Genomic DNA, 21432 nt, shown 5'->3' with positions numbered 1-21432 from the left:
TCACCGGCTATTGAATTGTCCGGATTTACGGCGGACGTCTGCAACGGGCGAAGCCATCGCCACCAATGCCGCTTTCATACTAGACTTCCTTCCCACCTCCGCTAGCCTCCCTCGCGCTCAACGAAGCCACGACAGAAGGGGGATGTATGAAGCTCGCGGCCCGTCTCGCGGTCCTTGCCCTGGCGCTTTCACCGGCGCTCGCATTCGGCGACAATTCCCCGCACATCACCGTCGCCACGCCCGGGGTCGGCAACGGCTCGATCGAGCGCTTCACCGCGCGGTTCAGCCAGCCGATGGTGGCGCTGGGCGATCCGCGCGCGCCGGCGCCGTTCGACGTCACCTGCGCCGTCAACGGCCAGGGGCGCTGGGCCGACCAGCAGACCTTTGTCTGGGAGTTCGCCAATCCGCTGCCAGGCGGGACCAAATGCGAGTTCAAGGTCAAGGCCGGGACCAAGAGCGTGTCGGGCTATGCGCTCAACGACAGCAACACCTATACGGTCGATGCCGGCGGACCGATGGCCAAGGCGATCCTGCCGGGCGAGAATAGCGACGAGATCGAAGAGGGCCAGGTGTTCCTGGTCGCCGCCAATTTGCCGGCGACGCCGCAATCGGTCGGCGCCAATGCCTATTGCTCGGTCGCCGGTCTGGGCGAGAAGATCCCGGTCGACGTGCTGCCGCCCGACACCGCGGGCAAGCTGATCGCCGAGATGGGCACCGACGGCAATTACGCCGTGCAGAGTTTCCTCGAGAGCGGCGGCCTGCCCGCGACAGTCCCGGCGAGCGAGGCCGATCGCGCCAAGACCTATCAGGGCGTGACCGCGTTGCGCTGCCGCCGGCCGTTACCGCCGGGGCACGACATGTCCCTGGTCTGGTCGGGCAAGATCGCCAGCGCCAGCGGCAAGCCCGCGGGCACCGACCAACGCTTCGACTTCACCGTGCGCAAGCCGTTTGCGGCGCGGTTCGAATGCAGCCGCACCAATGCCCAGGCCGGCTGCAACCCGGTCGAGAAAGCCTATCTGCGCTTCACCGCGCCGATACCGATGTCGCTCGCGCGCGAGATGAAGATCACCACCGCCGACGGTACGGTGATCGCGCCGCTGTTCGACAAGGACCAGCAGAAATCGGCGACGATCAGCGACATCACCTTCCCGGCGCCGATGCCTTATGCGACCACCGCCAAGGTCTCGATTCCGGCGGGCGTGAAGGACGAAAGCGGGCGGCCGCTGACCAATGCCGAGCGCTTCCCGCTCGATATCCGCATCGACCAGGCGCCGCCCTTGGTGAAGTTCGCCGCGGGCTTCGGCATCCTCGAGGCCAAGGAAGGCGGTGTGCTGCCGGTCACGGTGCGCAACGTCGAGCCGGCGCTGCAGGGCCAGAATCTCAATATCGGCGGGCAGACGCTGCGGGTCGAAGGCTCCGACGGCAAGATCGCCGAGTGGCTGCGCACGGTCAATTCGGCCGACGACACCAATATCGAGGACATCAAGAAGGGCGACGAGGTCGTCGGTCATATCCAGAATACCGGCGCGACCCCGATCCTGACCGGCGCCAATGCCGGCGCCTCGATGAAGATCGGCCTGCCGGGCAAGGGCAAGGACTTCGAAGTGGTCGGCATTCCGCTGACCAAGCCCGGATTCTATGTCGTCGAGCTGGCCAGCCCGGTGCTCGGCCAAGCCCTGCTCGGCCGCAGATCGCCGCGCTACGTCGCGACCGCCGCTTTGGTCACCAACATGGCGGTCCATTTCAAATGGGGGCGCGAGAAGAGCCTCGCCTGGGTGACCAATCTCGACACCGGCCTGCCCGTCGGCAATGCCGCGGTGGCGGTGACCGACAGCTGTACCGGGCAATTGCTCGCCAATGGCACCACCGACAAATCGGGCGCGGTGTTCATTCCCGCCGGGCTCCCCCAGCCGGCGACCTATGGCGGGTGCGAGAACGACTATCAGGAACATCCGCTGATGGTCTCTGCGCGCGCCGGCGACGATTTCAGCTTCACGCTGACCGATTGGGGCGAGGGTATCCGCCCGTACGATTTCGACCTGCCTTATGGCTATTCGGCGTCGGGCGACGTGTTTCACACCGTGTTCGACCGCGCGCTGGTTCGCCAGGGCGAGACGATCCACATGAAGCACATCCTGCGTCAGCCCAACGGCACCGGCTTCTCGCTGGCGCCGGGGTTCAGCGGGACGCTGCGGCTGTCGCATCGTGGGTCGGACACCAATTTCGATTTGCCGCTGACGATCGACGCCAATGGCATCGGCGAGACCGAATGGACCGCGCCCGCCGGCGCGCCGATGGGCGATTACGACATATCGGTGATCGACGGCGACAAGACGATCTCGACCAACCAGTCGTTCAAGGTCGACGAATACAAGCTTCCGACGATGCGCGCGACGGTGTCCGGGCCCAAGGACGCGGCGATCCGGCCCAAGTCGCTGCCGCTCGATTTGTTCGTCGGCTATCTCGCGGGTGGCGGCGCGTCGAACCTGCCGGTCGAAATGCGCGTCGGCTATTTCGGCCGCTCGGCCACGCCCGAAGGCTATGACAGCTACACCTTCGGTGGGACCGACGTGCAGGAGGGGACCAAGCCGCTCAACGGCGATGGCGAGGAGGAAAGCGCGCCGCTGCCGCCGACCCAGACCTTGCCCGCGACGCTGGGTAGTGATGGCACGACGCGAACCTCGGTCGACGTGCCGGCGATCGACTCCGCGACCGACATGCTGGTCGAGATGGATTATCAGGACGCGAATGGCGAAGTGCTGACCGCGTCGAAGCGCATCCCGATCTTTCCCTCGGCAGTGCAATTGGGCGCCAAGACCGACGGCTGGCTGATGAAGCAGGATGATCTGCGGCTGAGCTTCATCGCGCTCGATACCGACAACAAGCCCAAGAAGGGTCAGGCGATCAGCGTCGCGCTCTATAGCCGTCAGGTGCTGACCGCGCGGCGGCGGCTGATCGGCGGCTTCTACGCCTATGACAACCAGATGAAGACGACCAAGCTCGCCGGGTCGTGCAGCGCGACCACCGATGAGCTTGGCCTGGCCAAATGCACGATCGATCCGGGCGTGTCGGGCGAAGTCTATATCGTCGCGACAACGCGCGACGCCGACGGCAACGTGTCGCGTGCGGTGCGCTCGGTATGGCTGGCGGGCGACCAGGATTGGTGGTTCGGCGGCGACAATGGCGACCGCATGGACGTGGTTCCCGAACAACAGACCTACAAGGCGGGCGAGACCGCGCGCTTCCAGGTGCGCATGCCGTTCCGCGAGGCCGAGGCCTTGGTCACGGTCGAGCGCGAAGGCGTGCTGTCGAGCTTCGTGACCAAGCTGTCCGGCGCCAATCCGGTGGTCGAGGTCAAGATGCCGGGCAGCTATGCCCCCGATGTGTTCGTCTCGGTGATGGCGGTGCGCGGGCGCGCGCAACCAGGGGCGTGGAGCTGGCTCCAGGGGATCGGCAAGGCCTTGGGCCTCACCAGCGCGCCGACCGAAGCGCAGGAACCGACCGCCTTGGTCGACCTCGCCAAGCCGAGCTATCGCCTCGGCATCGCCAAGGTGAAGGTGGGCTGGGAAGCGCACCAATTGGGCGTGACGGTCAAGGCCAACAAGGAACGCTATGCCGCACGCGATACCGCGACGGTCGACGTCTCGGTCAGGGGTCCCGACGGCAAACCGGCCAAGACCGCAGAGGTGGCGTTCGCCGCGGTCGACCAGGCGCTGTTGCAATTGGCGCCGAACGACAGCTGGAACGTGCTCGACGCGATGATGGGCGACCGGCCCTTGTCAGTGCTGACCGCGACCGCGCAGACGCAAGTGGTCGGCAAGCGCCATTACGGCAAGAAAGCGGTCGAGGCCGGCGGCGGCGGCGGCGGCGATCTGTCGGGATTGAATCGCGAGAATTTCCAGCCGGTCTTGCTGTGGAAAGGCCGGGTGACGCTCGATGGCAATGGCCATGCCCAGGTGCCAGTCCCGCTCAACGACGCGCTGACCAGCTTCAAGCTGGTGGCGATCGCGACCGACGGCGCGCAATTGTTCGGCACCGGCAGCGCCGATATCCGCACCGCGCAGGATCTGTCGGTCTATGCCGGCCTGCCTAGCCTGGTGCGCACCGGCGACAGTTACGCCGCGGGCTTCACGCTGCGCAATGGTTCCGACAAGCCGATGACGGTGACCGCGAACGTCGCGCTCGAGCCGCAGATCGCCAAGGGCAATCCGATCACGGTGACGATCCCGGCCGGCGGCGCCGCGCCGATCGCGTGGAACCTGACCGCGCCGGCACAAGGCGGCCAGCTCAAATGGACGGTCAGCGCCAAGTCGTCGGACGGCAAGGCGGTCGACAAGATGACCACGGTGCAGGATGTCGTGCCGGCGGTTCCGACCGAGGTGTGGGCGGCGACGCTGGCGCGGGTCGGGCCCAACACCTCGATCGCGATCACCCCGCCCAAGGGCGCTCTCCCCGGCTTCGGCGTGGTCGATATCAAGCTCGACGACAGCCTGGCTCCGCCGCTCGAAGGCGTGCGCCGCTTCATGGCGGCCTATCCCTATGATTGTTTCGAGCAGCGGCTGAGCCGGATCGTCGCCCTGGGCGATTCCGCCGGCTGGATCCAGCTGGCGGGCGAAATCCCGACTTATCAGGCGGATGACGGCCTGTTGCGGTACTGGCCGCAGGCTTCGCTCAAGGGGTCCGAGGCGCTGACCTCCTATGTGCTCGAACTGACCAGCGATGCCGGCCTGCCGATCCCCGATGCCGCCAAGACCAGGATGGTCGAGGGGCTGAAGGCCGTGCTCGATGGGCGCTTGCGGCACGAGGATTATGGCGACGTCCGCCTGCAACGCCTCAACGCGTTCAACGCGCTGGCCCGGGCCGGCGCGGCGACCCCGGCGATGCTCGGCCAGATCGGCATCACGCCGCAGGAAATGCCGACCTCGATGCTGTCGGACTATATGATGGCGCTCGACAAGGTATCGGGGCTGGCCAATGCCAATGCCTTGCGCGGCACGGCTGAGAACGTGCTGCGCACGCGGCTGGTCTATGAAGGCACGCGGCTCGATCTCTCGGATCAGTCGAATGCGCCGTGGTGGCTGATGTCGTCGGGCGACGAAGGCGCGATCAAGGCGGTGATCGCCACGCTCGGCCGGCCCGGCTGGAACGACGATGCGCCCAAGATGATGGTCGGCGTGTCGCTGCGCCAGCAGCGCGGGCGCTGGGACACTACCACCGCCAATGCCTGGGGCACGATCGCGGCGAAGAAGTTCGGTGGGCTCTATCCGGCGACGGCGATCACTGGGACGACCAGCCTGTCGTTCGGACAGCAATCGGTCCTGAAATCCTGGCCGCTTGCCGCCGATGCCCGCAAGGCGAGCTTCGCGCTGCCGTCGGCCCAGACGCCGCTGGTGTTGCGGCAATCGGCAGGCGCCGGACCCTGGGCGACGGTCCAGGTCTCGGCCGCGGTGCCGCTGACCCAGCCTTTATTCGCCGGCTATCGCGTGTCGAAGAAGGTCGAGCCGGTCAGCCAGCGGGTGAAGGGGCAGTATAGCCGCGGCGACGTGCTCAAGGTGACCTTGCTGGTCGAGGCGACCGCCGAGCGCAACTGGGTGGTAGTCAACGACCCGATCCCGGCGGGCGCGACTTTGGTCAGCGATCTCGGCGGCCAGTCGCAGATGCTGGCCGGCCAGGAGCAGGCCGGAGGCGGCTCGCGGTTCAACGTGACCGACAAGGACGGCAAGGTGTGGGACGTCCAGGCCGGGGTCTCACCGGCTTATGTCGAGCGGCGGCGCGATTCGTGGCGCGGCTATTTCGACTGGGTCCCGCGCGGCAATTTCGCCATCGTCTATCTGATGCGGCTCAATGGGGCCGGCACGTTCAGCATGCCCTCGACGCGGGTCGAGGCGATGTATTCGCCGTCGATCAATGCTCAGCTGCCCAATGCGTCGATGACCATCGCGCAGAAGTGATGGGGTTTGAGGGTATCGGCCCAAAACTCCCCTCCCTGAAAGGGAGGGAGTGTTCGGGCCGAAATGCGCCCCGCGCATTTCTGAACCATGCCGGGGGCATGGTTCACCCGAACACTGGGTGGGTGCGCGCGTCCGCGCGCCTCAAAAGACTCATTGGCCGTCCGCAAGACAGCGCCGGACGAGGCATCGAGCCTCGCCCGACGCTAAACCCACCCCTTGATCCCCTCCCTGCAAGCAGGGAGGGGAGATTTGGAGCTCGCCTCGCCCTAGGGTTCAATTCATGATGCGTTGGCGTGAGTACATGCGCACCGCTTGGGTATGGGCTCGCGCGGTCGAGGGCCGGGTCGATGACTTTATCGCCGCCTCAGGCCGCTGGCTGGTCGACCACCGCCCACGCACCCGCGCGCACTGGGTCGTCGCGGCCCTCGGCCTGCTCATCGTCGCCGGCGGGGTGATCGACTATCTGACCCTGCCCCCGCCGATCCCGACCTATCGCGACGTCCGCGCCGGCTGGAGGTCGTCCGAGGCCTGGCTCTACGACCGCCACGGCGTGCTGATCGATTCGTCGCGGGTCGATTACGCCCGGCGCCGGCTGGCCTGGGTGCCGCTCGACAAGGTCGCCGACACCACCAGGACGACCCTGGTCGCGGCGGAGGATCATCGTTTCTACGATCACGGTGGCGTCGACTGGCTGGCGAGCCTGGGCGCGCTGCGCGACCGGATCGAGGGGCGCAAATCGCGCGGCGCCTCGACGCTCAGCATGCAACTCGCCGGATTCCTGTCGCCCGATCTGGCGCGGCCGGGTGCGCGGTCGTGGCTCGACAAGATCCGCCAGATGCGTGCCGGAATGGCGGTCGAGAGCGTCTGGGGCAAGGACGAGATCCTCGAAGCCTATCTCAACCTCGCCGGCTTCAGGGGCGAGGCGCAGGGGATCGGCGCCGCCGCGCTCGGTCTGTTCGGCAAGACCCCCGACGCGCTCAGCCGCGACGACGCGCTGATGCTCGCGGCCTTGCTGCCCGATCCGCAAGCCGGTGCGGGCACGGTGGCACGCCGCGCCTGCCTGCTCAGCCACGAGAAGGATTGCTCGCGGTTCGAGGGCGAGGCCTATTCGATGCTCGGCCCCGCGCGCAGCCTGATGCTCGATCCGGGTCTCGCGCCGCACCTCGCCAACAAGTTGCTGACCAAGGCGGGATTGCGCGTCACCTCGACGCTCGACGCCGACATCCAGCGACTCGCGATCGGCGCGCTCAAACGCCAGCTCGAAGGATTGGGCGGCAGCCGCGCGCGCGACGGCGCGGTAGTGGTGCTCGACAATGCGACCGGTGACGTGCTCGCTTATGTCGGCGGGATCGGCGGCAATTCGACCGCGCCCTCGGTCGACGCCGCGGGGGCCTACCGCCAGGCGGGGTCGACGCTCAAGCCGTTCCTCTATGCCGAGGCGATCGAGAAGGGATATCTCACCCCCGCCTCGATCCTCGACGATTCGCCGGTCCAGCTCGACACCGCCTCAGGCCTCTACGTCCCGCAGAATTACGACAAGGGCTTCAAGGGCCCGGTGTCGGCGCGCTCGGCGCTGGCGGGATCGCTCAACGTGCCCGCGGTACGGACCTTGCTGTTGATCGGCGTCGATTCGTTCCGCGATCGGCTGTGGGACACCGGCTATCAGGGGCTGGTCGAGGATGGCGATTATTACGGCTTTTCGCTCGCGCTCGGCTCGGCCGAGGTGACCCTGCTCGAACAGGCCGACGCCTATCGCAGTCTCGCCAATGCCGGGCGCTGGGCGCCGGTGCGGATGACGGCGACCGACCCGGTCCCGGCGTCCAAGCCGATCACCACGCCGCAAGCCGCGTGGATCGTCGCCGACATGATGGCCGATCCCAATGCGCGCGCAGTCACCTTCGGGCTCGATTCGTCGCTGCGGCTACCGTTCTGGGCGGCGGTGAAGACTGGCACGTCTAAGGCGATGCGCGACAATTGGTGCGTCGGTTTTTCGGATCGCTACACTGTCGCGGTGTGGGTCGGGAATATGGAAGGCGACCCGATGCGCGCCGTCTCGGGCACCAGCGGTGCCGCGCCGGTATGGCGCGACGTGATGCTCGCGCTCCACGCCGACCGCGCCAGCAAGGCGCCGCCGATGCCGAGCGGGGTGGAAGCGCGCGCGATCCGCTTCGCCGACAATATCGAACAGCCACGGCGCGAATATTTCCTCGCCGGCACCGGCATGAACGTGGTCACGGCGGCGCCCGACACCTCGCGCCGGCCGCGCATCACCAACCCCGTCTCGGGCAGCGTCTATGCGATCGATCCCGACATCCCGATCGACCGCCAGCGCCTCGCGGTCGCGGTATCGGGCGACGCGGTCACCCACCGGCTGGTGCTCGACAAGCAGGATCTGGGCGACGCCAGCACCGCGCCGCTGATCCTGCCGGGCCCCGGGCGGCACCGGCTGGCGTTGCTCGATCTATCGGGGAAAGTGGTCGACCAGGTGATGTTCACGATGCGGTGACGGACTCGACGAGTCCGGCACCTATGCGGACAGATAATTTCCGATACCGCCTCACATCTCCAGTGATTACAGGGCGACTTGGGTAATCTGACGAGGGGATCGCGATGACATCGGAGACGGCGCGCTATATGGGTCGCCGCGATATTTTGGCGGGCGCGGCCGCGATGCCGTTCCTGGCGTTCGATGGCACTTCCGCCTCCGCTGCTACTGCCGGTGCCAACCCAGGACTTGCCGACTTCGAGCGCCGCGTGCGCGCGACGATGAGCGCGGAAGCGATCCCCGGAATGACCGCGGGGTTCGCGCGAGGCGCCACGCAATGGGTGCGCGGCTACGGGTATGCCGACCTGGAAAACAAGGTGCCCGCGACCGCGATATCGGCCTATCGCTATGCCTCGGTGCAGAAGCCGATGACCGCGGTTGCCGTGCTGCAACTGGTCGAGCGCGGCAAGATCGACCTCGATGCCGATATTCGCGAGTACGTTCCCTATTTTCCTAACAAGGGCCACCGCATCACGCCGCGCCAGTTGCTCGGCCATATCGCCGGCATCCCCGATTATGCGAGCGAGGCCGACGAGCATCTCACCGAGCACAAGACTACGCGCGAGGCGATCGCGCTATTCGCCGATCGTGCGCTGATCGCGGAGCCGGGCACCAGGTTCAAATATACCAGCTACGGCTACAATCTGCTCGGCGCGGCGATCGAAACGGTGTCGGGCAAGGCCTATGGCGATTATATGCGCGAGCATGTCTGGGGGCCGGCAGGCATGGCCGATACCCGGATGGAAGACCCGGCGGCGATCATCCCCAACCGGGTGCACGGCTATCGCTTTGTCGACGGTCAGGTGCGCAATTCCGAGTTCGTCGACGTCAGCAGCCGGTTCGCGGCTGGTGCCTCGCGCGGTACGGTGCCCGATCTGCTGCGCTTCGGGACAGCGCTGAGCGAAGGGCGCTTGATCAGCCTCGCCAGCATGGCACTGATGCGCACGCCAATGCGGACCCGCGACGGCAGGATCGCGGGATTCCCGCGTACCGACGGCTATGCAATGGGTTGGAGCGTGCTCGGCCAAGGCAAGGATTGCGTGCTGTTCCACGACGGCGGCCAGCCAGAGACGCGCGCGATGCTGATTGTCAGCCCCGAGGCTCGCCTAACGGTCGCGAGCGCGCAGAATTACGAGCGCGATATTCATCCGCCGCTGGCCTTCGCGCTCTATGCGGCGGCGACGGGCAAGGCGTTCCCGATCAAGCCGGCCTGAGCCGGGCTGGGGATCGCGAAGGAAAAAAACGGGGCGTCCGGGCGGGCATTGAAAACGCCCGGACGCCCCGCCTTCCACTGGGAGCTTACCAGTAGAAGTTGTGGATCACGCGCAGCACGATTCCGCGACGCGTATCGATCAGCAGGACGTCGTCATAATGGCGCACCCAGCGCTGGCCCCAGCCGGCGGGCGGCAGGCGATAGCGCCAGGGATCGTTGATCCAATAAGCCGAACCCCAATAGGTCGGCGCGATGCGCACGCCCGGGCGGAAGGCATAATAACGGAACGGCGCCCGCCAGGTGCCGCGCGCATAGATGCCGCGGTTACGGCCGCGCCAGTCGCGCCAGTCATTGTCGCCCCAGCGCCGGTCACGGTCCGCGTGCCAATCGCGACGGTCCTCGCCCAAGTCGCGGCGGTCGCGTTGCAGATCGCGGCGGTCCTCGCGAATCTCGCGCTGGTCGCGACGGACGTCGCGCCAGGACTGCGCTTGCGCCGCGACCGGCATCACGGTCGCCGCGATCAGCGCGGTGAGGATCAATTTACGCATGATCGTCTCCTTCTTTTTCGGACGGCACGTCTCCAGCGCCGCCATGTCGGGGAGGATTAGGACCGCGACGCTGAACGCGTCGCGAACGTCTCGGTCAGGTTACAGCAAGGGTTTGCAAGGCCAGACGATGGTGCCAGGAACTGACGTCACCCCGGGCTTGTCCCGGGGTCCACTGATCCGCAAGCTGAGGGTTCTCGGCTCCGTGGATGCCGGCACAAGGCCGGCATGACGAATTAGAGCGTCGCCCGAAGACCCTACGGCTGGCTGTCGTCGCCGCCGCCGGTGCCGGCACCGGCCGCGCCGACCGAGCCGATATTGCCGAACAATTCCTCGAAGAAGCTGCGCTTGCGGCCCAAGGTCGGGGTGGTCTTGCCGTACGGCCGGACCGACGCGACCTGATCGAGACCGGTGCGGGTGATGTTCGACACCACGCCCTTCTGGTCGAACGCGATCTTCAGCGTCAGCTGGCTCCGCGCCTTGGGGTTCATATAAGCGAGGTTGCGGCTGTCGCGCGCGACATAATACCATTCGCCCGAATTGAACTGGCTGGCGAAGCTGGGCTTGCCCAGCGTCTGCATCACCGAGGCGCGGTTGTCGACGCCCGGCTGGACCGAATTCACCAGGTCGGCGTCGATGATATAGCCCTGGTGCGAGCGCAGCGAGGTGCAGCCGCCGGCGAGCGCCACAACCGCGATTGCCGCGGTCAGGCCGCCAAACCGACCAACCATCCGGACTGCCTTCACCATTCGATACTCTCCGTGCGCCGACGCCAATCACCCGGCGCATTTGCATCGCGCGCCGTTCGCCTCAATATGCGGGGTGGGCGGACGGCACAAGGCCGCGTCCCGCGAAGGCAGGATTGATGGGTTTTTTCGACAGGTTCAGGGCGAAACGTGACGAAACCGCGGCGTTGTACGCGGCATTGGTGGCGCGCGCGCGCCAGCCGCATTGGTATCTCGACGGCGCGGTCGCCGATACGGTCGACGGCCGGTTCGACATGATCGCGGCGGTGCTGGCGATGGTCATGCTGCGGCTCGAGGCCGATCCCGCCGGAGTCGCCGCGGCGGCGCACCTGTCCGAAGCGTTCGTCGACGACATGGATCCGCAATTGCGCGAGATCGGGATCGGCGACCTGTTGGTCGGCAAGCATGTCGGGCGGATGATGGGGATGCTCGGCGGCCGGCTGGGCGCCTATCGCGATGGCCTCGCGGCAGGCGACCTCAAGCCGGCTTTGGTCCGCAACCTCTATCGCGGCGAGGCGCCCGAGCCGGCCGCGCTGGCGCATGTCGAGCGCGAATTGCTGGCGTTGCGCCAGGGCCTGGACGGCATCGCGCTCGATGCCTTGGTCGCGGGTCAGCTCCCGTGAGTGTCGAATTCGCGCGGCCGCAGCGCGTCGACACGATCGGCGACGACGCGCGCACGATCGAGATCGACGCCGATGCGCAGGAACGCGCCGCGCTGGCCAAAAGATTCGACCTGATCGGCATCGAGAAGCTGACGGGCAAGTTCACGATTCGCCGCGACGCCGCCGGGATCGTCGCCGAGGGACGCGTCGCGGCAGCGGTGACCCAGGCGTGCAGCATCACCGGCGACCCGCTGCCCGCGACGGTCGACGAGCCGGTTGCCCTGCGATTCGTCGCCGAAGAGGATTCCGGCCAGGACGAAGTCGAACTGGGCGACAGCGATATCGACGTGATTCCCTATGACGGCGGGACGATCGATTTGGGTGAAGTCGCCGCCGAGACGATGGCACTGGCGCTCGATCCCTTTCCCCGCGGGCCGAATGCCGAAGTGGTGCTCAAGGAAGCGGGCGTGTTGAGCGAGGAGCAGGCCGGTCCGTTTGGCGCGCTCGCGGGGTTGAAAGACAAGCTCGCGAAGAAGTGATCGCGGCATATTCCCCTCCCGCTTGCGGGAGGGGAGAATCGCCCTCGTCGCGCGACGGTCAGTCGGCGTCAGGCCCTAGCCCCGGGTCGAGATCGCGCGGGCGAACGAAAGTCGTGAGCGTGCAGCCGCCCGCCGCGACGTCGGCCCAGCTGTCGGCCTCGCACGTCATCACCGCCAGGCTGGCGGTCGGGAATTTGACCTCAACCTGGTCGCGCCGAGTGTCGCCATCGGGGACCAGCAGGAGGATCAGATCCTCGAGCCCGGGATTGTGCCCCGACAGGAGCAGGCTGTCGGCGATCACCGGCGCGTCGTGGACCAGTTCGAGCAAGGTCGCGGCCGAGGCGAGATAGGCGCGGCGGTCCCAATCGGGGTCGATGCGGCGGCCATAGCCTTGCGACGCCTGTTCGAGCGTCTCGATCACGCGCGTGGCGGGAGAGGCGATGGCATAGTCCCAGCTCAGGCCGATCGCGCGCATATGGCTGCCGACCGTGCGCGCGGCACGTTCGCCCTTGGGATTGAGGCCGCGGTCGAAATCGCGCACGCCGTGATCGTCCCAACTCGATTTGGCGTGCCGGAGCAGGATGAGCGTCTTCATGGCGCCTTCTGGTTCAACGAACAGTTTCGTTCCCTTGCCCGACCTGTGCGACAGAAGAAAGACGCGATCTGACGCGCGCGACCGCTTCATCGAGCGGGACGCGCGCGATCGGCACGCCGACGGGAAAGGCCGAGAGCAGCCGGCTTGGCATCGCCGCGGACAGCAGGATGAAGGCGCCGCGATCGTCGGCGCGGCGGATCAGCCGGCCGAATGCTTGGGCGAGCTTGGCGCGCACGATGCGGTCGTCATAAGCCGATCCGCCGCCCGCCAGCCGCCGCGCGGCGTGGAGCACGGTCGGCTTGGCCCAGGGCACGCCCTCCAGGATCACCTGGCGCAACGATTCGCCGGGCACGTCGACGCCATCGCGCAAGGCATCGGTGCCGATCAGCGAGGCGCGGCGATCGTCGCGGAACATGTCGACCAGGGTGCCGGGATCGATCGGATCGACATGCTGAGCGTAGAGCGGCAGGCCATCGCGGGCGAGGCGGTCGGCGATCCGGGCATGGACGCCGCGCAGCCGGCGGATCGCGGTGAACAGACCAAGCGTGCCGCCGCCCGCCGCCTCGATCAGCCGGGCATAGGCATTGGCGAGTGCGGCGAGATCGCCTCGCTTGACGTCGGTGACGATCAACACTTCGGCCTGGTTGGGGTAATCGAAAGGGCTCTGCGCCTCGAACAATCCGGCGCCGCGATCGAGATGCGGGACGCCGGCGCGTGCCTCGGCGGTCACCCAGTCGGGATCGCCCGCCTTGAGCGTCGCCGAGGTCACCAGCACGCCGTGCGCCGGCTTGAGCACGGTCGAGGCGAGCGGGCGGGTCGGGTCCAGCCAGCGGCGGTGCAGGCCGATATCGATCTCACGCCCCTCGATCCGCTCGACCGCCAGCCAGTCGACGAAATCGGGATCGGCCGGCCCGCCGATCCGCGCGAGCAGCCCGATCCAGGCGCCCACCGTGTCGGTCCGCCAGCCGAGCGAGGCGATCGCGCCCTCGACCCGCGCGCGGGCCTGGCCGTCCATCCAGTCGGGCGCCTCGGCCAGCACTGCCTCGAGCCGCTGGCCCAGCGCCATGAGCGGGCGGAGCAACGCTTCGAGCCCTTGCGCGGCCTCGGCGGCGGCCTCGATCAACGCGCCGTCGGGTTCGGCGAGTTCGGTTTCGAGACCATAGCCGGCATCGCCATCCTGCGCTGCCCGCGCATAGGTCAGTCCGCGTACCGCGGCGAGCAGGCGTTCGACCACGCCGAATGGCTCGCCTTCCGCGACGCGCTGCAACCAGCCGTCGCTGGCGAGCGCGCGCGCGGCCTCGACCGCGTCGTGGATCGCGCGCCCGCCGGGTTCGTCATAGCTGGCGACATCGCTCAGCCGCGCGGCAAGCCCCCGGCGGCGGCCGCGCGAGGTCGATTCGGGGCCGACGATCCAACGCCTGAGCTCGATCGATTCCTGGCCCGACAAAGCGACCCCGAACATCGAATCGGCGGCGTCGAACAGATGATGGCCTTCGTCGAACACGTAGCGGGTCGGACGGCTGTTGGCTTCGCGCCCGCGCGCGGCGTTGACCATCACCAATGCATGATTGGCGATGACGATGTCGGCTTCGGCACTGGCGCGCGCGGCACGCTCGATGAAGCATTTGCGGTAATGCGGGCAGCCGGCATAGACGCACTCGCCGCGCCGGTCGGTCAGCGCGGTCGATCCGTTGCGGCGGAACAAGGTCGGCAGCCAGCCGGGCAGGTCGCCGCCGATCATATCGCCATCGGCGGTATAGGCCGCCCAGCGCGCGACGAGGTGGGCGAGGACCGATGCGCGGCCGGCGAATCCGCCTTGCAGCGCATCCTCCAGGTTGAGCAGACAGAGGTAATTCTCGCGACCCTTGCGCGTCACCACGCGGCGGCGGCGCTCGACCGGATCGGGGATCAGCCGCGACGTCTCGTGGTTGAGCTGGCGTTGCAGCGCCTTGGTGAAGGTCGAGATCCACACCGGGCCGCCGGCCGCTTCGGACCAGAGCGAGGCGGGGGCGAGATAGCCCAATGTCTTGCCGATTCCGGTGCCTGCCTCGGCCAGCACCATGTTGGGATTGTCGCGCAAGACCCGCGGCGCGAAGGCGGCGGCGCACGCCTCGGCAAAGGCGCGCTGGCCGGAACGCTGCTCGGCGCCGGCGCCGGTCAGATAATCGAGCCGCGCGGCGATATCGGCGTCGTGCAACGTCACCGGACGCGGCGCCGGCCGCGGCGCGGTCTCGTCCCATTCGGGCAATTTGGTGAACAGCCAGCGCTCGTGCTCGCGCGGTTTGGCGATCCGCTCGGCGACCAGCGGCGACCATGGCCAGCGCAGCCGCGCCAGGCTCTGTGCGGCGGTCCAGGCGCCCTCGCGCTCGGGCCAGTCGCCCTCGGCGAGCGCCAGCAAGGCCGCGGCGGCGTCGCGCAGGAACGGTGCGATGCGATCCTCGCTCTCGGGCTCGGTCAGGCCGAGCGCGCGAGCGAACCCGCGGGGCGTGGGAGCGAGGAAGGTCGCGGGTTTGAGGAAGGCGTAGAGTTCGAGCAGATCGAGTCCCGACAGATCGGCATAACCCAGCCGCTGTCCGATCAACGGCGCGTTGAGCACGATCATCGGCGTATCCGCCGCCAGCCGGATCGCCTCGCCGCGCCCGACCGCGCGGCAGCCCTCGGCGTCGGCGATCCACACCCCGGCATGGCTGGCGTGTAGGGCTGGATAAGGCGGGATCGGCATCGCGCGACGGTGCGCGATGCAGAACAGATTGGCAACAGTGATTGCGGCGGGCGGGCCGCGGCTCAATAAGCGGCGGGCGGGTTCCGGCACATGCCGGGAATGAGGACGATGTCGAACAGGAGCCAAACGCCTTGGATCAGGAGTAGAGATCCCCAAGTGCTGAAGCTGTACGGCGAGAGGTACATCACACAGAAACCGACCACCCCGATCACCGACTGCAGCACCGCCGAAATGTAGCGTCCGCAATAGATGCGGTGGGCAGCGAGGCCGCCAACGAAGAACCACAAAAGGTAGGCGATCAGCCGCGACTTGGTCCAGCTTCGTCCCGACGTCGGCGTATCCCATGCCAGGGTACGGACATCCTCTGCGCCGTTCGGCCGCTCTTGTGCAACGAAGCCCGTGCGCGGTTCGGCATAGGGATCGCGGCGCGCTACCGCCGGCGCGACCGGGCGCGACATTGGCGCGGGCGCGGCGGCGGCGCTGCCCGCTGGGAAGCCTTTGCGGCCGAACCCCTGAGCCTCCATTCTCTCGCCCTCCAATTTTTCGAAAGCGGAATAGCGGCATCCGCTTAAACCCGCGTAAACGGAGCGCGTTCGGCCCACTCCGTGGCAAGATTGTCGGATACCATCAGCCGATCGCAGCGACCAAAGCGCCCGCGAGGTTGCAAAACCGACCTGCTTCGCGCACTCGGCAGGCATCATGACAGCGGAAATCGAACAGACAGCAAACGCCCTGCGCACAGCGGCGATCGACTCCAAGGCTTGGCCGTATGAGGAAGCGCGCAAATTGCTCAAGCGCTACCCCGATGGCGCACCGGCCAAGGGGCATGTCCTGTTCGAGACTGGCTACGGACCGTCGGGCCTGCCGCATATCGGCACGTTCAACGAAGTGCTGCGCACGACGATGGTGCGCCGCGCGTTCGAGACCCTGTCGGACATCCCGACGCGGCTGATCGCCTTTTCGGATGACATGGACGGCCTGCGCAAGGTGCCGGACAATGTTCCCAACAAGGAGATGCTGGCGCAATATCTCGGCAAGCCACTGACCAAGATCCCCGATCCGTTCGGCACGCATGACAGCTTCGCCGCGCACAACAACGCGATGCTGCGCGACTTTCTCGACCGTTACGGCTTCGAGTACGAGTTCGTTTCGTCGACCGACTATTATCTGGGCGGCAAGTTCGACGACGCCCTGCGCAACGTCCTGCGCAATTATCGGGCGGTGATGGACATCATGCTGCCGACCCTGCGCGCCGAGCGGCAGGCGACCTATTCGCCAGTGCTGCCGATCAGCCATAAGTCGGGAATCGTCCTCCAGGTGCCGGTCGAAGTGGTCGATGCCGAGGCCGGGATCGTCCGCTTCGTCGATGAGGGCGAGACGGTCGAGCAGTCGATCCTGTCGGGCGGCGCTAAGCTGCAGTGGAAGGTCGACTGGGCGATGCGCTGGGTCGCGCTCGGCGTCGATTACGAAATGGCGGGCAAGGACCTGATCGATTCGGTGATCCAGTCGGGCAAGATCACGCGCGCTTTGGGTGGGCGCCCGCCCGAAGGCTTCAATTACGAGATGTTCCTCGACGAAAAGGGCGAGAAGATCTCCAAGTCGAAGGGCAACGGCCTGTCGATCGACGAATGGCTGACTTATGGCCCCGACGAAAGCCTGGCTTTCTACATCTATCGCGAGCCGAAAAAGGCGAAGTCGCTCCATCTCGGGCTGATCCCGCGCGCGGTCGACGATTATTGGCAGTTCCGCGCGAACTATGCGGGCCAGCCGGTCGAGCAAAGGTTGGGCAATCCGGTCCATCACATCCATAACGGCCCGCCGCCGGCGGAGACCTTGCCGGTGACGTTCGGGCTGCTGCTCAACCTGGTCGGGGTGATGGGCGGCGACGCGACCAAGGATCAGGTCTGGGGCTATCTCGGCAATTATGTGGCCGATGCGTCGCCGGAAAAGTATCCGGCGCTCGACCAGCTGATCGGTTATGCGCTGGCCTATGCCCGCGATTTCGTCGCACCGACGCTCCAGCGCCGCGCGCCCGAGGGTGTCGAGATCGAGGCGCTCAAGCGGCTCGATGCGGACCTCGCCGCGCTGCCGGCGGGCGCGCCGCCCGAGGATATCCAGAACATCGTCTACGAGATCGGCAAGACCGGCGGATTCGCCGAGCTGCGCGACTGGTTCAAAGCGCTGTACGAGACATTGCTCGGATCGAGCCAGGGACCGCGCATGGGCAGCTTCATCGCGCTCTATGGGGTGGACAATACGCGGAAACTGATCGCCGAGGCATTGGCGCGGTAGGATTACCAAGCTAACCAAAAACCTGCGTCACCCCGGGCTTGTCCCGGGGTCCACCGTGCCGCAAACCAACCGAGTGCGGCGCTTGCTGCACAGTGGATGCCGGCACAAGGCCGGCATGACGGAGTGAAGTGATGGTGGCGAAACGCGGGTCCATCCTCCGGGATTTCCTCAAGGACGAAGCCGCCGGCGGTATCGTCCTGATCGTCGCGGCCATGCTCGCGATGATCGCCGCCAACTCGCCGGTCGCCGCCGATTATTTCCACCTGCTCCATATCGAAACCGGCCCGGTGCTTGCGCCCAAGCTCGGACCGATGACGGTGCATCTGTGGATCAACGACGCGCTGATGGCGGGGTTCTTCTTCCTCGTCGGGCTCGAGATCAAGCGCGAGCTGGTCGATGGCGAATTGTCGCGGCCTGCCGATCGCACCTTGCCGGTGATCGCGGCGGCGGCGGGGATGATCGCCCCGGCGATCGTCTATCTCGCAGTTGTCGCGGGCGATCCGGCGTTGGTGCGCGGCTGGGCGATCCCGGCGGCAACCGATATCGCTTTCGCGGTCGGGGTGATGGCATTGCTCGGATCCCGCGTGCCGGCACCGCTCAAGCTGTTCCTGACCACGGTGGCGATCGTCGACGATATGGGCGCGGTGGCGATCATCGCGGTCGCCTATAGCCATGGGCTCGACCTCGTCTCGCTGGCCGGCGCGGCGGTCGTGCTGGGCATCATGATCGCGATGAACCGCGGCGGCGTGGTGCGTCTGCTGCCCTATATCATTCTGTCCGGCGTGCTGTGGTGGCTGGTGCTGCGATCGGGCGTGCATGCGACGATCGCCGGGGTGCTGGCGGCGATGACGATCCCGATCCGGACCTCGCCGGGCGCGCCCGACGATGCCGAATCGCCGCTGCATCGGCTCGAACACGCGCTCAGCCCATGGATTGCGTTCATGGTGGTGCCGCTGTTCGGCTTCGCCAATGCCGGGGTGTCGCTCGGCGGTCAGGGGCTGCATGTCCTCGCCGAGCCGCTGGTCATCGCCGTCGCCGCGGGCCTGTTCGTCGGTAAGCAGACCGGCATGCTTGGCGCTGTCGCGCTCGCGGTGAAACTGGGCTGGGCGGAGCGGCCGGGCCGGGCGTCATGGACGCAGCTCTATGGCGTGCTGCTGCTCGCCGGGATCGGCTTCACGATGAGCCTGTTCATCGGCGGACTCGCTTTCGTCGACCCGGTCCTGATCGACCGGGTCAAGGTCGGGGTGCTGATCGGATCGATCCTGTCGGGGCTGGCCGGGTTCGTGGTGCTGCGCTGGCTGGCGCGACCGGCGGCCGCGGCGTGATGCGCAACTTCTTCGATCCCCGGCAATTGCTCCACGCGCCGACGCGCGAGCTGCACAATGGCGGCTTCACCGATTATGCCGAGACGCCGTCACGCGTGGAGTCGATCCTGGCCGCGATCGGCGGGGCGGACGCGCCCGAGGATCGCGGCGAGGTGCCGATCCTGGCGGTGCACGACGCCGATTACATCGCCTTCCTCAAAACCGCGGCGGCGCGCTGGGCGGAAGCCGGCCGGCCGGGGGATGTCGTCGGCTATGTCTGGCCGGTGGTTGGCCGCCGGCCGCTCCGGCTCGACCGGATCGATGCGCAGATCGGCCAGTACAGTTTCGACGCGTCCACGCCGATCACGCCGCAGACCTGGGAAAGCGCTTATTGGAGCGCGCAATCGGCGCTCGCCGCGACGCAGGCGGTGCTCGACGGCGAGCGCGCCGCTTTCGCCTTGTGCCGCCCGCCCGGCCATCATGCCGGCGCGGATTATTATGGCGGCTATTGCCATCTGAACGTCGCGGCGATCGCAGCGCAGGCCGCGCGTGACGCGGGCAAGCGCAGGGTCGCGATCCTCGACATCGACTATCACCACGGCAACGGCACCCAGGACATCTTCTGGTCGCGCGGCGACGTGTTCTACGCCTCGCTCCACGCCGATCCCGTGACCGACTATCCCTTCTATTGGGGCCATGCCGATGAGGTCGGCGAGGGCGAGGGGCAAGGCACCACACTCAATCTGCCCTTGCCGCAGGGGACCACCCTCGACGTCTTTCGCCGCACGCAGGCCCAGGCGTTGGAAGCGATCAGCGACTTCGGCGCCGAGCTGCTCGTGGTGAGCTTCGGTGCGGACACCTATATCGGCGATCCCATCTCCGCGTTCAGGATCGAGACGCCCGATTATGCCCTGCTCGCCCAGGATATCGCCGCTGCGGGATTGCCGACGGTGATCGTGATGGAAGGCGGCTATGCGGTCGATGCGCTCGGCGAGAACGTCGCGAGCCTGTTGAGCGGATTCTGAATGGCGCTGGCCAAAGGAAGCGCCGATTACCGCCGCCTGACATTGGCGATGCTATTCGCCGGCTTCTCGACCTTTTCGCTGCTTTATTCGGCGCAACCCCTCCTGCCGCTGTTCGCACATGACTTCCACCTGAGCGCCGAGGCAGCGAGCCTGGCGGTCGGGCTCGCGACCGGACCGCTGGCGGTCGGCATCCTGATCGCGGGGGCTTTGTCGGATCGTTGGGGGCGGCGGCCGATGATGGTCGCGGCGATGTTCCTGGCCGGCGGGTTCAGCCTGGCGACCGCGGCGGCACCGGGGTGGCCGGCGCTGCTCGCCTTGCGCTTCCTGACCGGCGTCGCGCTCGCCGGTGTGCCCGGGGTGGCGATGGCTTATGTTAGCGAAGAGGTCGATCACGCCTCGGTCGGATCGGCGATGGGGCTCTATATCGGCGGCAGCGCGATTGGCGGGATGGCGGGGCGGCTCGGCGTGAGCCTGTTGACCGATATCGCCGGCTGGCGCGGCGCGGTGGCATTGGTCGGGGTAGCGGGCATCGCGATGGCCGAGGCGTTCCGCCGGCTCGCGCCCGAATCGCGGCATTTCGTTCGCTCAGCGCCGCCATTGGGCGAGGTGGCGCGCGGCTTCCTCGATCTGTTTCGCGATCGTGCGATGCCGCTGCTGTTCCTCGAGGCGTTCGTGCTGATGGGCGTGTTCGTCAGCATCTACAATTATGCCGGCTTTCGGTTGATGGCGCCGCCTTATTCGCTGGGCCATGCCGCGGTCGGCGCGATCTTCCTGCTCTATCTGCTCGGCTCGTGGAGCTCGGCCTGGTTCGGCGGCGTCGCCGGGCGGCTGGGGCGCCGGCGCATCTTCTGGATACCGGTCGTGTTGCTGATCGCCGGCGTGGCGCTGACCGCGGCCCGGCCGCTCGCTTTGGTCGTAGCTGGGATCGGTGTCGTGACGGTCGGTTTCTTCGGTGCGCACTCGATTGCCAGCGCCTGGGTCGGGCGTCGCGCGCTCGCCCAACGCGGGCAGGCAGCGGCGCTCTATCTGTTCTTCTATTATGCCGGGTCGAGCGTGCTGGGATCGCTGTGCGGGATCGCCTGGACGCGCGCCGGATGGCTGGGTGTGGCGTTCTTTTGCGGCGCGCTTGGCGTCATCGCGTTGATTCTGGGGCTGATCCTCAGGACGATCCCGCCGCTGCCGCAGAACGAGGTCACGTCGCCCAAACCACTCGGCACCGATTGAAATAATTTCGTCACAAGCGGGAACCCCGCGCGACACCGAGCGTTATTACCTAGCTTGAACGAAAGAGAGAGCATTTCGACGATCAGACGCTTCACGCGTAGGATCGTCTTAGGGAGCCCCGCCGCACTA

At 67.1% G+C, this 21432-nt stretch carries 14 protein-coding genes; 9 read left to right on the top strand and 5 right to left on the bottom strand.

Going from position 1 to position 21432, the window contains the following annotated elements; all coding sequences use genetic code 11:
* The first annotated feature begins 146 nt into the window (after positions 1 to 146).
* From AC1DQQ_RS19895 to AC1DQQ_RS19885, 3 genes are all read left to right on the top strand, one after another.
* Positions 147 to 5951 carry an alpha-2-macroglobulin family protein gene (locus AC1DQQ_RS19895; protein WP_478046531.1) on the top strand — a complete coding sequence of 1935 codons (5805 nt, stop codon included), beginning with the start codon at positions 147 to 149 and terminating at the stop codon, positions 5949 to 5951.
* 280 nt (positions 5952 to 6231) lie between these two features.
* A complete protein-coding gene (gene pbpC / locus AC1DQQ_RS19890; RefSeq protein ID WP_478046529.1) occupies positions 6232 to 8457 on the top strand; it encodes a penicillin-binding protein 1C in 2226 nt (741 codons plus the stop codon).
* Between the two features lie 104 nt (positions 8458 to 8561).
* Positions 8562 to 9710, top strand: coding sequence for a serine hydrolase domain-containing protein (locus AC1DQQ_RS19885; RefSeq protein WP_478046527.1), 1149 nt, complete (start codon positions 8562 to 8564; stop codon positions 9708 to 9710).
* An 85-nt stretch (positions 9711 to 9795) separates the two neighbouring features.
* On the opposite strand, the gene AC1DQQ_RS19880 is transcribed toward AC1DQQ_RS19885, so the two are convergent.
* Together AC1DQQ_RS19880 and AC1DQQ_RS19875 are read right to left on the bottom strand one after the other, a co-directional pair.
* A complete protein-coding gene (locus tag AC1DQQ_RS19880; RefSeq protein ID WP_478041252.1) occupies positions 9796 to 10257 on the bottom strand; it encodes an RcnB family protein in 462 nt (153 codons plus the stop codon).
* Between the two features lie 254 nt (positions 10258 to 10511).
* Complete coding sequence (locus AC1DQQ_RS19875; RefSeq protein ID WP_478041251.1) at positions 10512 to 11003, bottom strand: outer membrane protein assembly factor BamE; 492 nt, start codon at positions 11001 to 11003, stop codon at positions 10512 to 10514.
* A gap of 116 nt (positions 11004 to 11119) precedes the next feature.
* Here AC1DQQ_RS19875 and AC1DQQ_RS19870 point away from each other — a divergent pair, with 116 nt between their 5' ends.
* Both AC1DQQ_RS19870 and AC1DQQ_RS19865 read left to right on the top strand, forming a co-directional pair.
* Entirely contained in the window at positions 11120 to 11623 is a 504-nt protein-coding gene (locus AC1DQQ_RS19870) for a ubiquinol-cytochrome C chaperone family protein (protein WP_478046526.1), read from the top strand.
* Positions 11620 to 12141: a YceD family protein gene (locus AC1DQQ_RS19865; RefSeq protein WP_478046524.1), complete on the top strand. Its 522-nt coding sequence runs from the start codon at positions 11620 to 11622 to the stop codon at positions 12139 to 12141. Before AC1DQQ_RS19870 ends, AC1DQQ_RS19865 begins: the two co-directional genes overlap by 4 nt.
* Positions 12142 to 12199: 58 nt before the next feature.
* Here AC1DQQ_RS19865 and AC1DQQ_RS19860 read toward each other — a convergent pair whose 3' ends face one another.
* The 3 genes from AC1DQQ_RS19860 to AC1DQQ_RS19850 all read right to left on the bottom strand — a co-directional run bounded on the left by AC1DQQ_RS19860 (position 12200) and on the right by AC1DQQ_RS19850 (position 15982).
* Entirely contained in the window at positions 12200 to 12736 is a 537-nt protein-coding gene (locus tag AC1DQQ_RS19860) for a SixA phosphatase family protein (protein ID WP_478032512.1), read from the bottom strand.
* 13 nt (positions 12737 to 12749) lie between these two features.
* Positions 12750 to 15458 (bottom strand): ATP-dependent DNA helicase, encoded by a 2709-nt coding sequence (locus tag AC1DQQ_RS19855; RefSeq protein ID WP_478046554.1) that lies wholly within the window; start codon positions 15456 to 15458, stop codon positions 12750 to 12752.
* Positions 15459 to 15520: 62 nt separating this feature from the next.
* Entirely contained in the window at positions 15521 to 15982 is a 462-nt protein-coding gene (locus tag AC1DQQ_RS19850) for a TM2 domain-containing protein (RefSeq protein WP_478032514.1), read from the bottom strand.
* Between the two features lie 175 nt (positions 15983 to 16157).
* Between AC1DQQ_RS19850 and AC1DQQ_RS19845 the strand changes: the two genes are divergently transcribed.
* The 4 genes from AC1DQQ_RS19845 to AC1DQQ_RS19830 all read left to right on the top strand — a co-directional run bounded on the left by AC1DQQ_RS19845 (position 16158) and on the right by AC1DQQ_RS19830 (position 21303).
* Positions 16158 to 17750 carry a lysine--tRNA ligase gene (locus AC1DQQ_RS19845; protein ID WP_478041247.1) on the top strand — a complete coding sequence of 531 codons (1593 nt, stop codon included), beginning with the start codon at positions 16158 to 16160 and terminating at the stop codon, positions 17748 to 17750.
* Between the two features lie 131 nt (positions 17751 to 17881).
* Complete coding sequence (nhaA, locus tag AC1DQQ_RS19840) at positions 17882 to 19075, top strand: Na+/H+ antiporter NhaA (RefSeq protein ID WP_478046522.1); 1194 nt, start codon at positions 17882 to 17884, stop codon at positions 19073 to 19075.
* Positions 19075 to 20079 (top strand): histone deacetylase family protein, encoded by a 1005-nt coding sequence (locus AC1DQQ_RS19835; protein ID WP_478046553.1) that lies wholly within the window; start codon positions 19075 to 19077, stop codon positions 20077 to 20079. The genes nhaA and AC1DQQ_RS19835 overlap by 1 nt, the downstream gene beginning before the upstream one ends.
* Entirely contained in the window at positions 20080 to 21303 is a 1224-nt protein-coding gene (locus AC1DQQ_RS19830) for an MFS transporter (protein ID WP_478046520.1), read from the top strand. It abuts the gene before it with no gap.
* The last annotated feature ends 129 nt before the right edge of the window (positions 21304 to 21432 follow it).

Source organism: Sphingomonas sp. P4_G3 (assembly GCF_056401105.1).
Note: the sequence above shows the minus strand (reverse complement) of the source record. Positions and strands in the feature narration are given on the sequence as shown.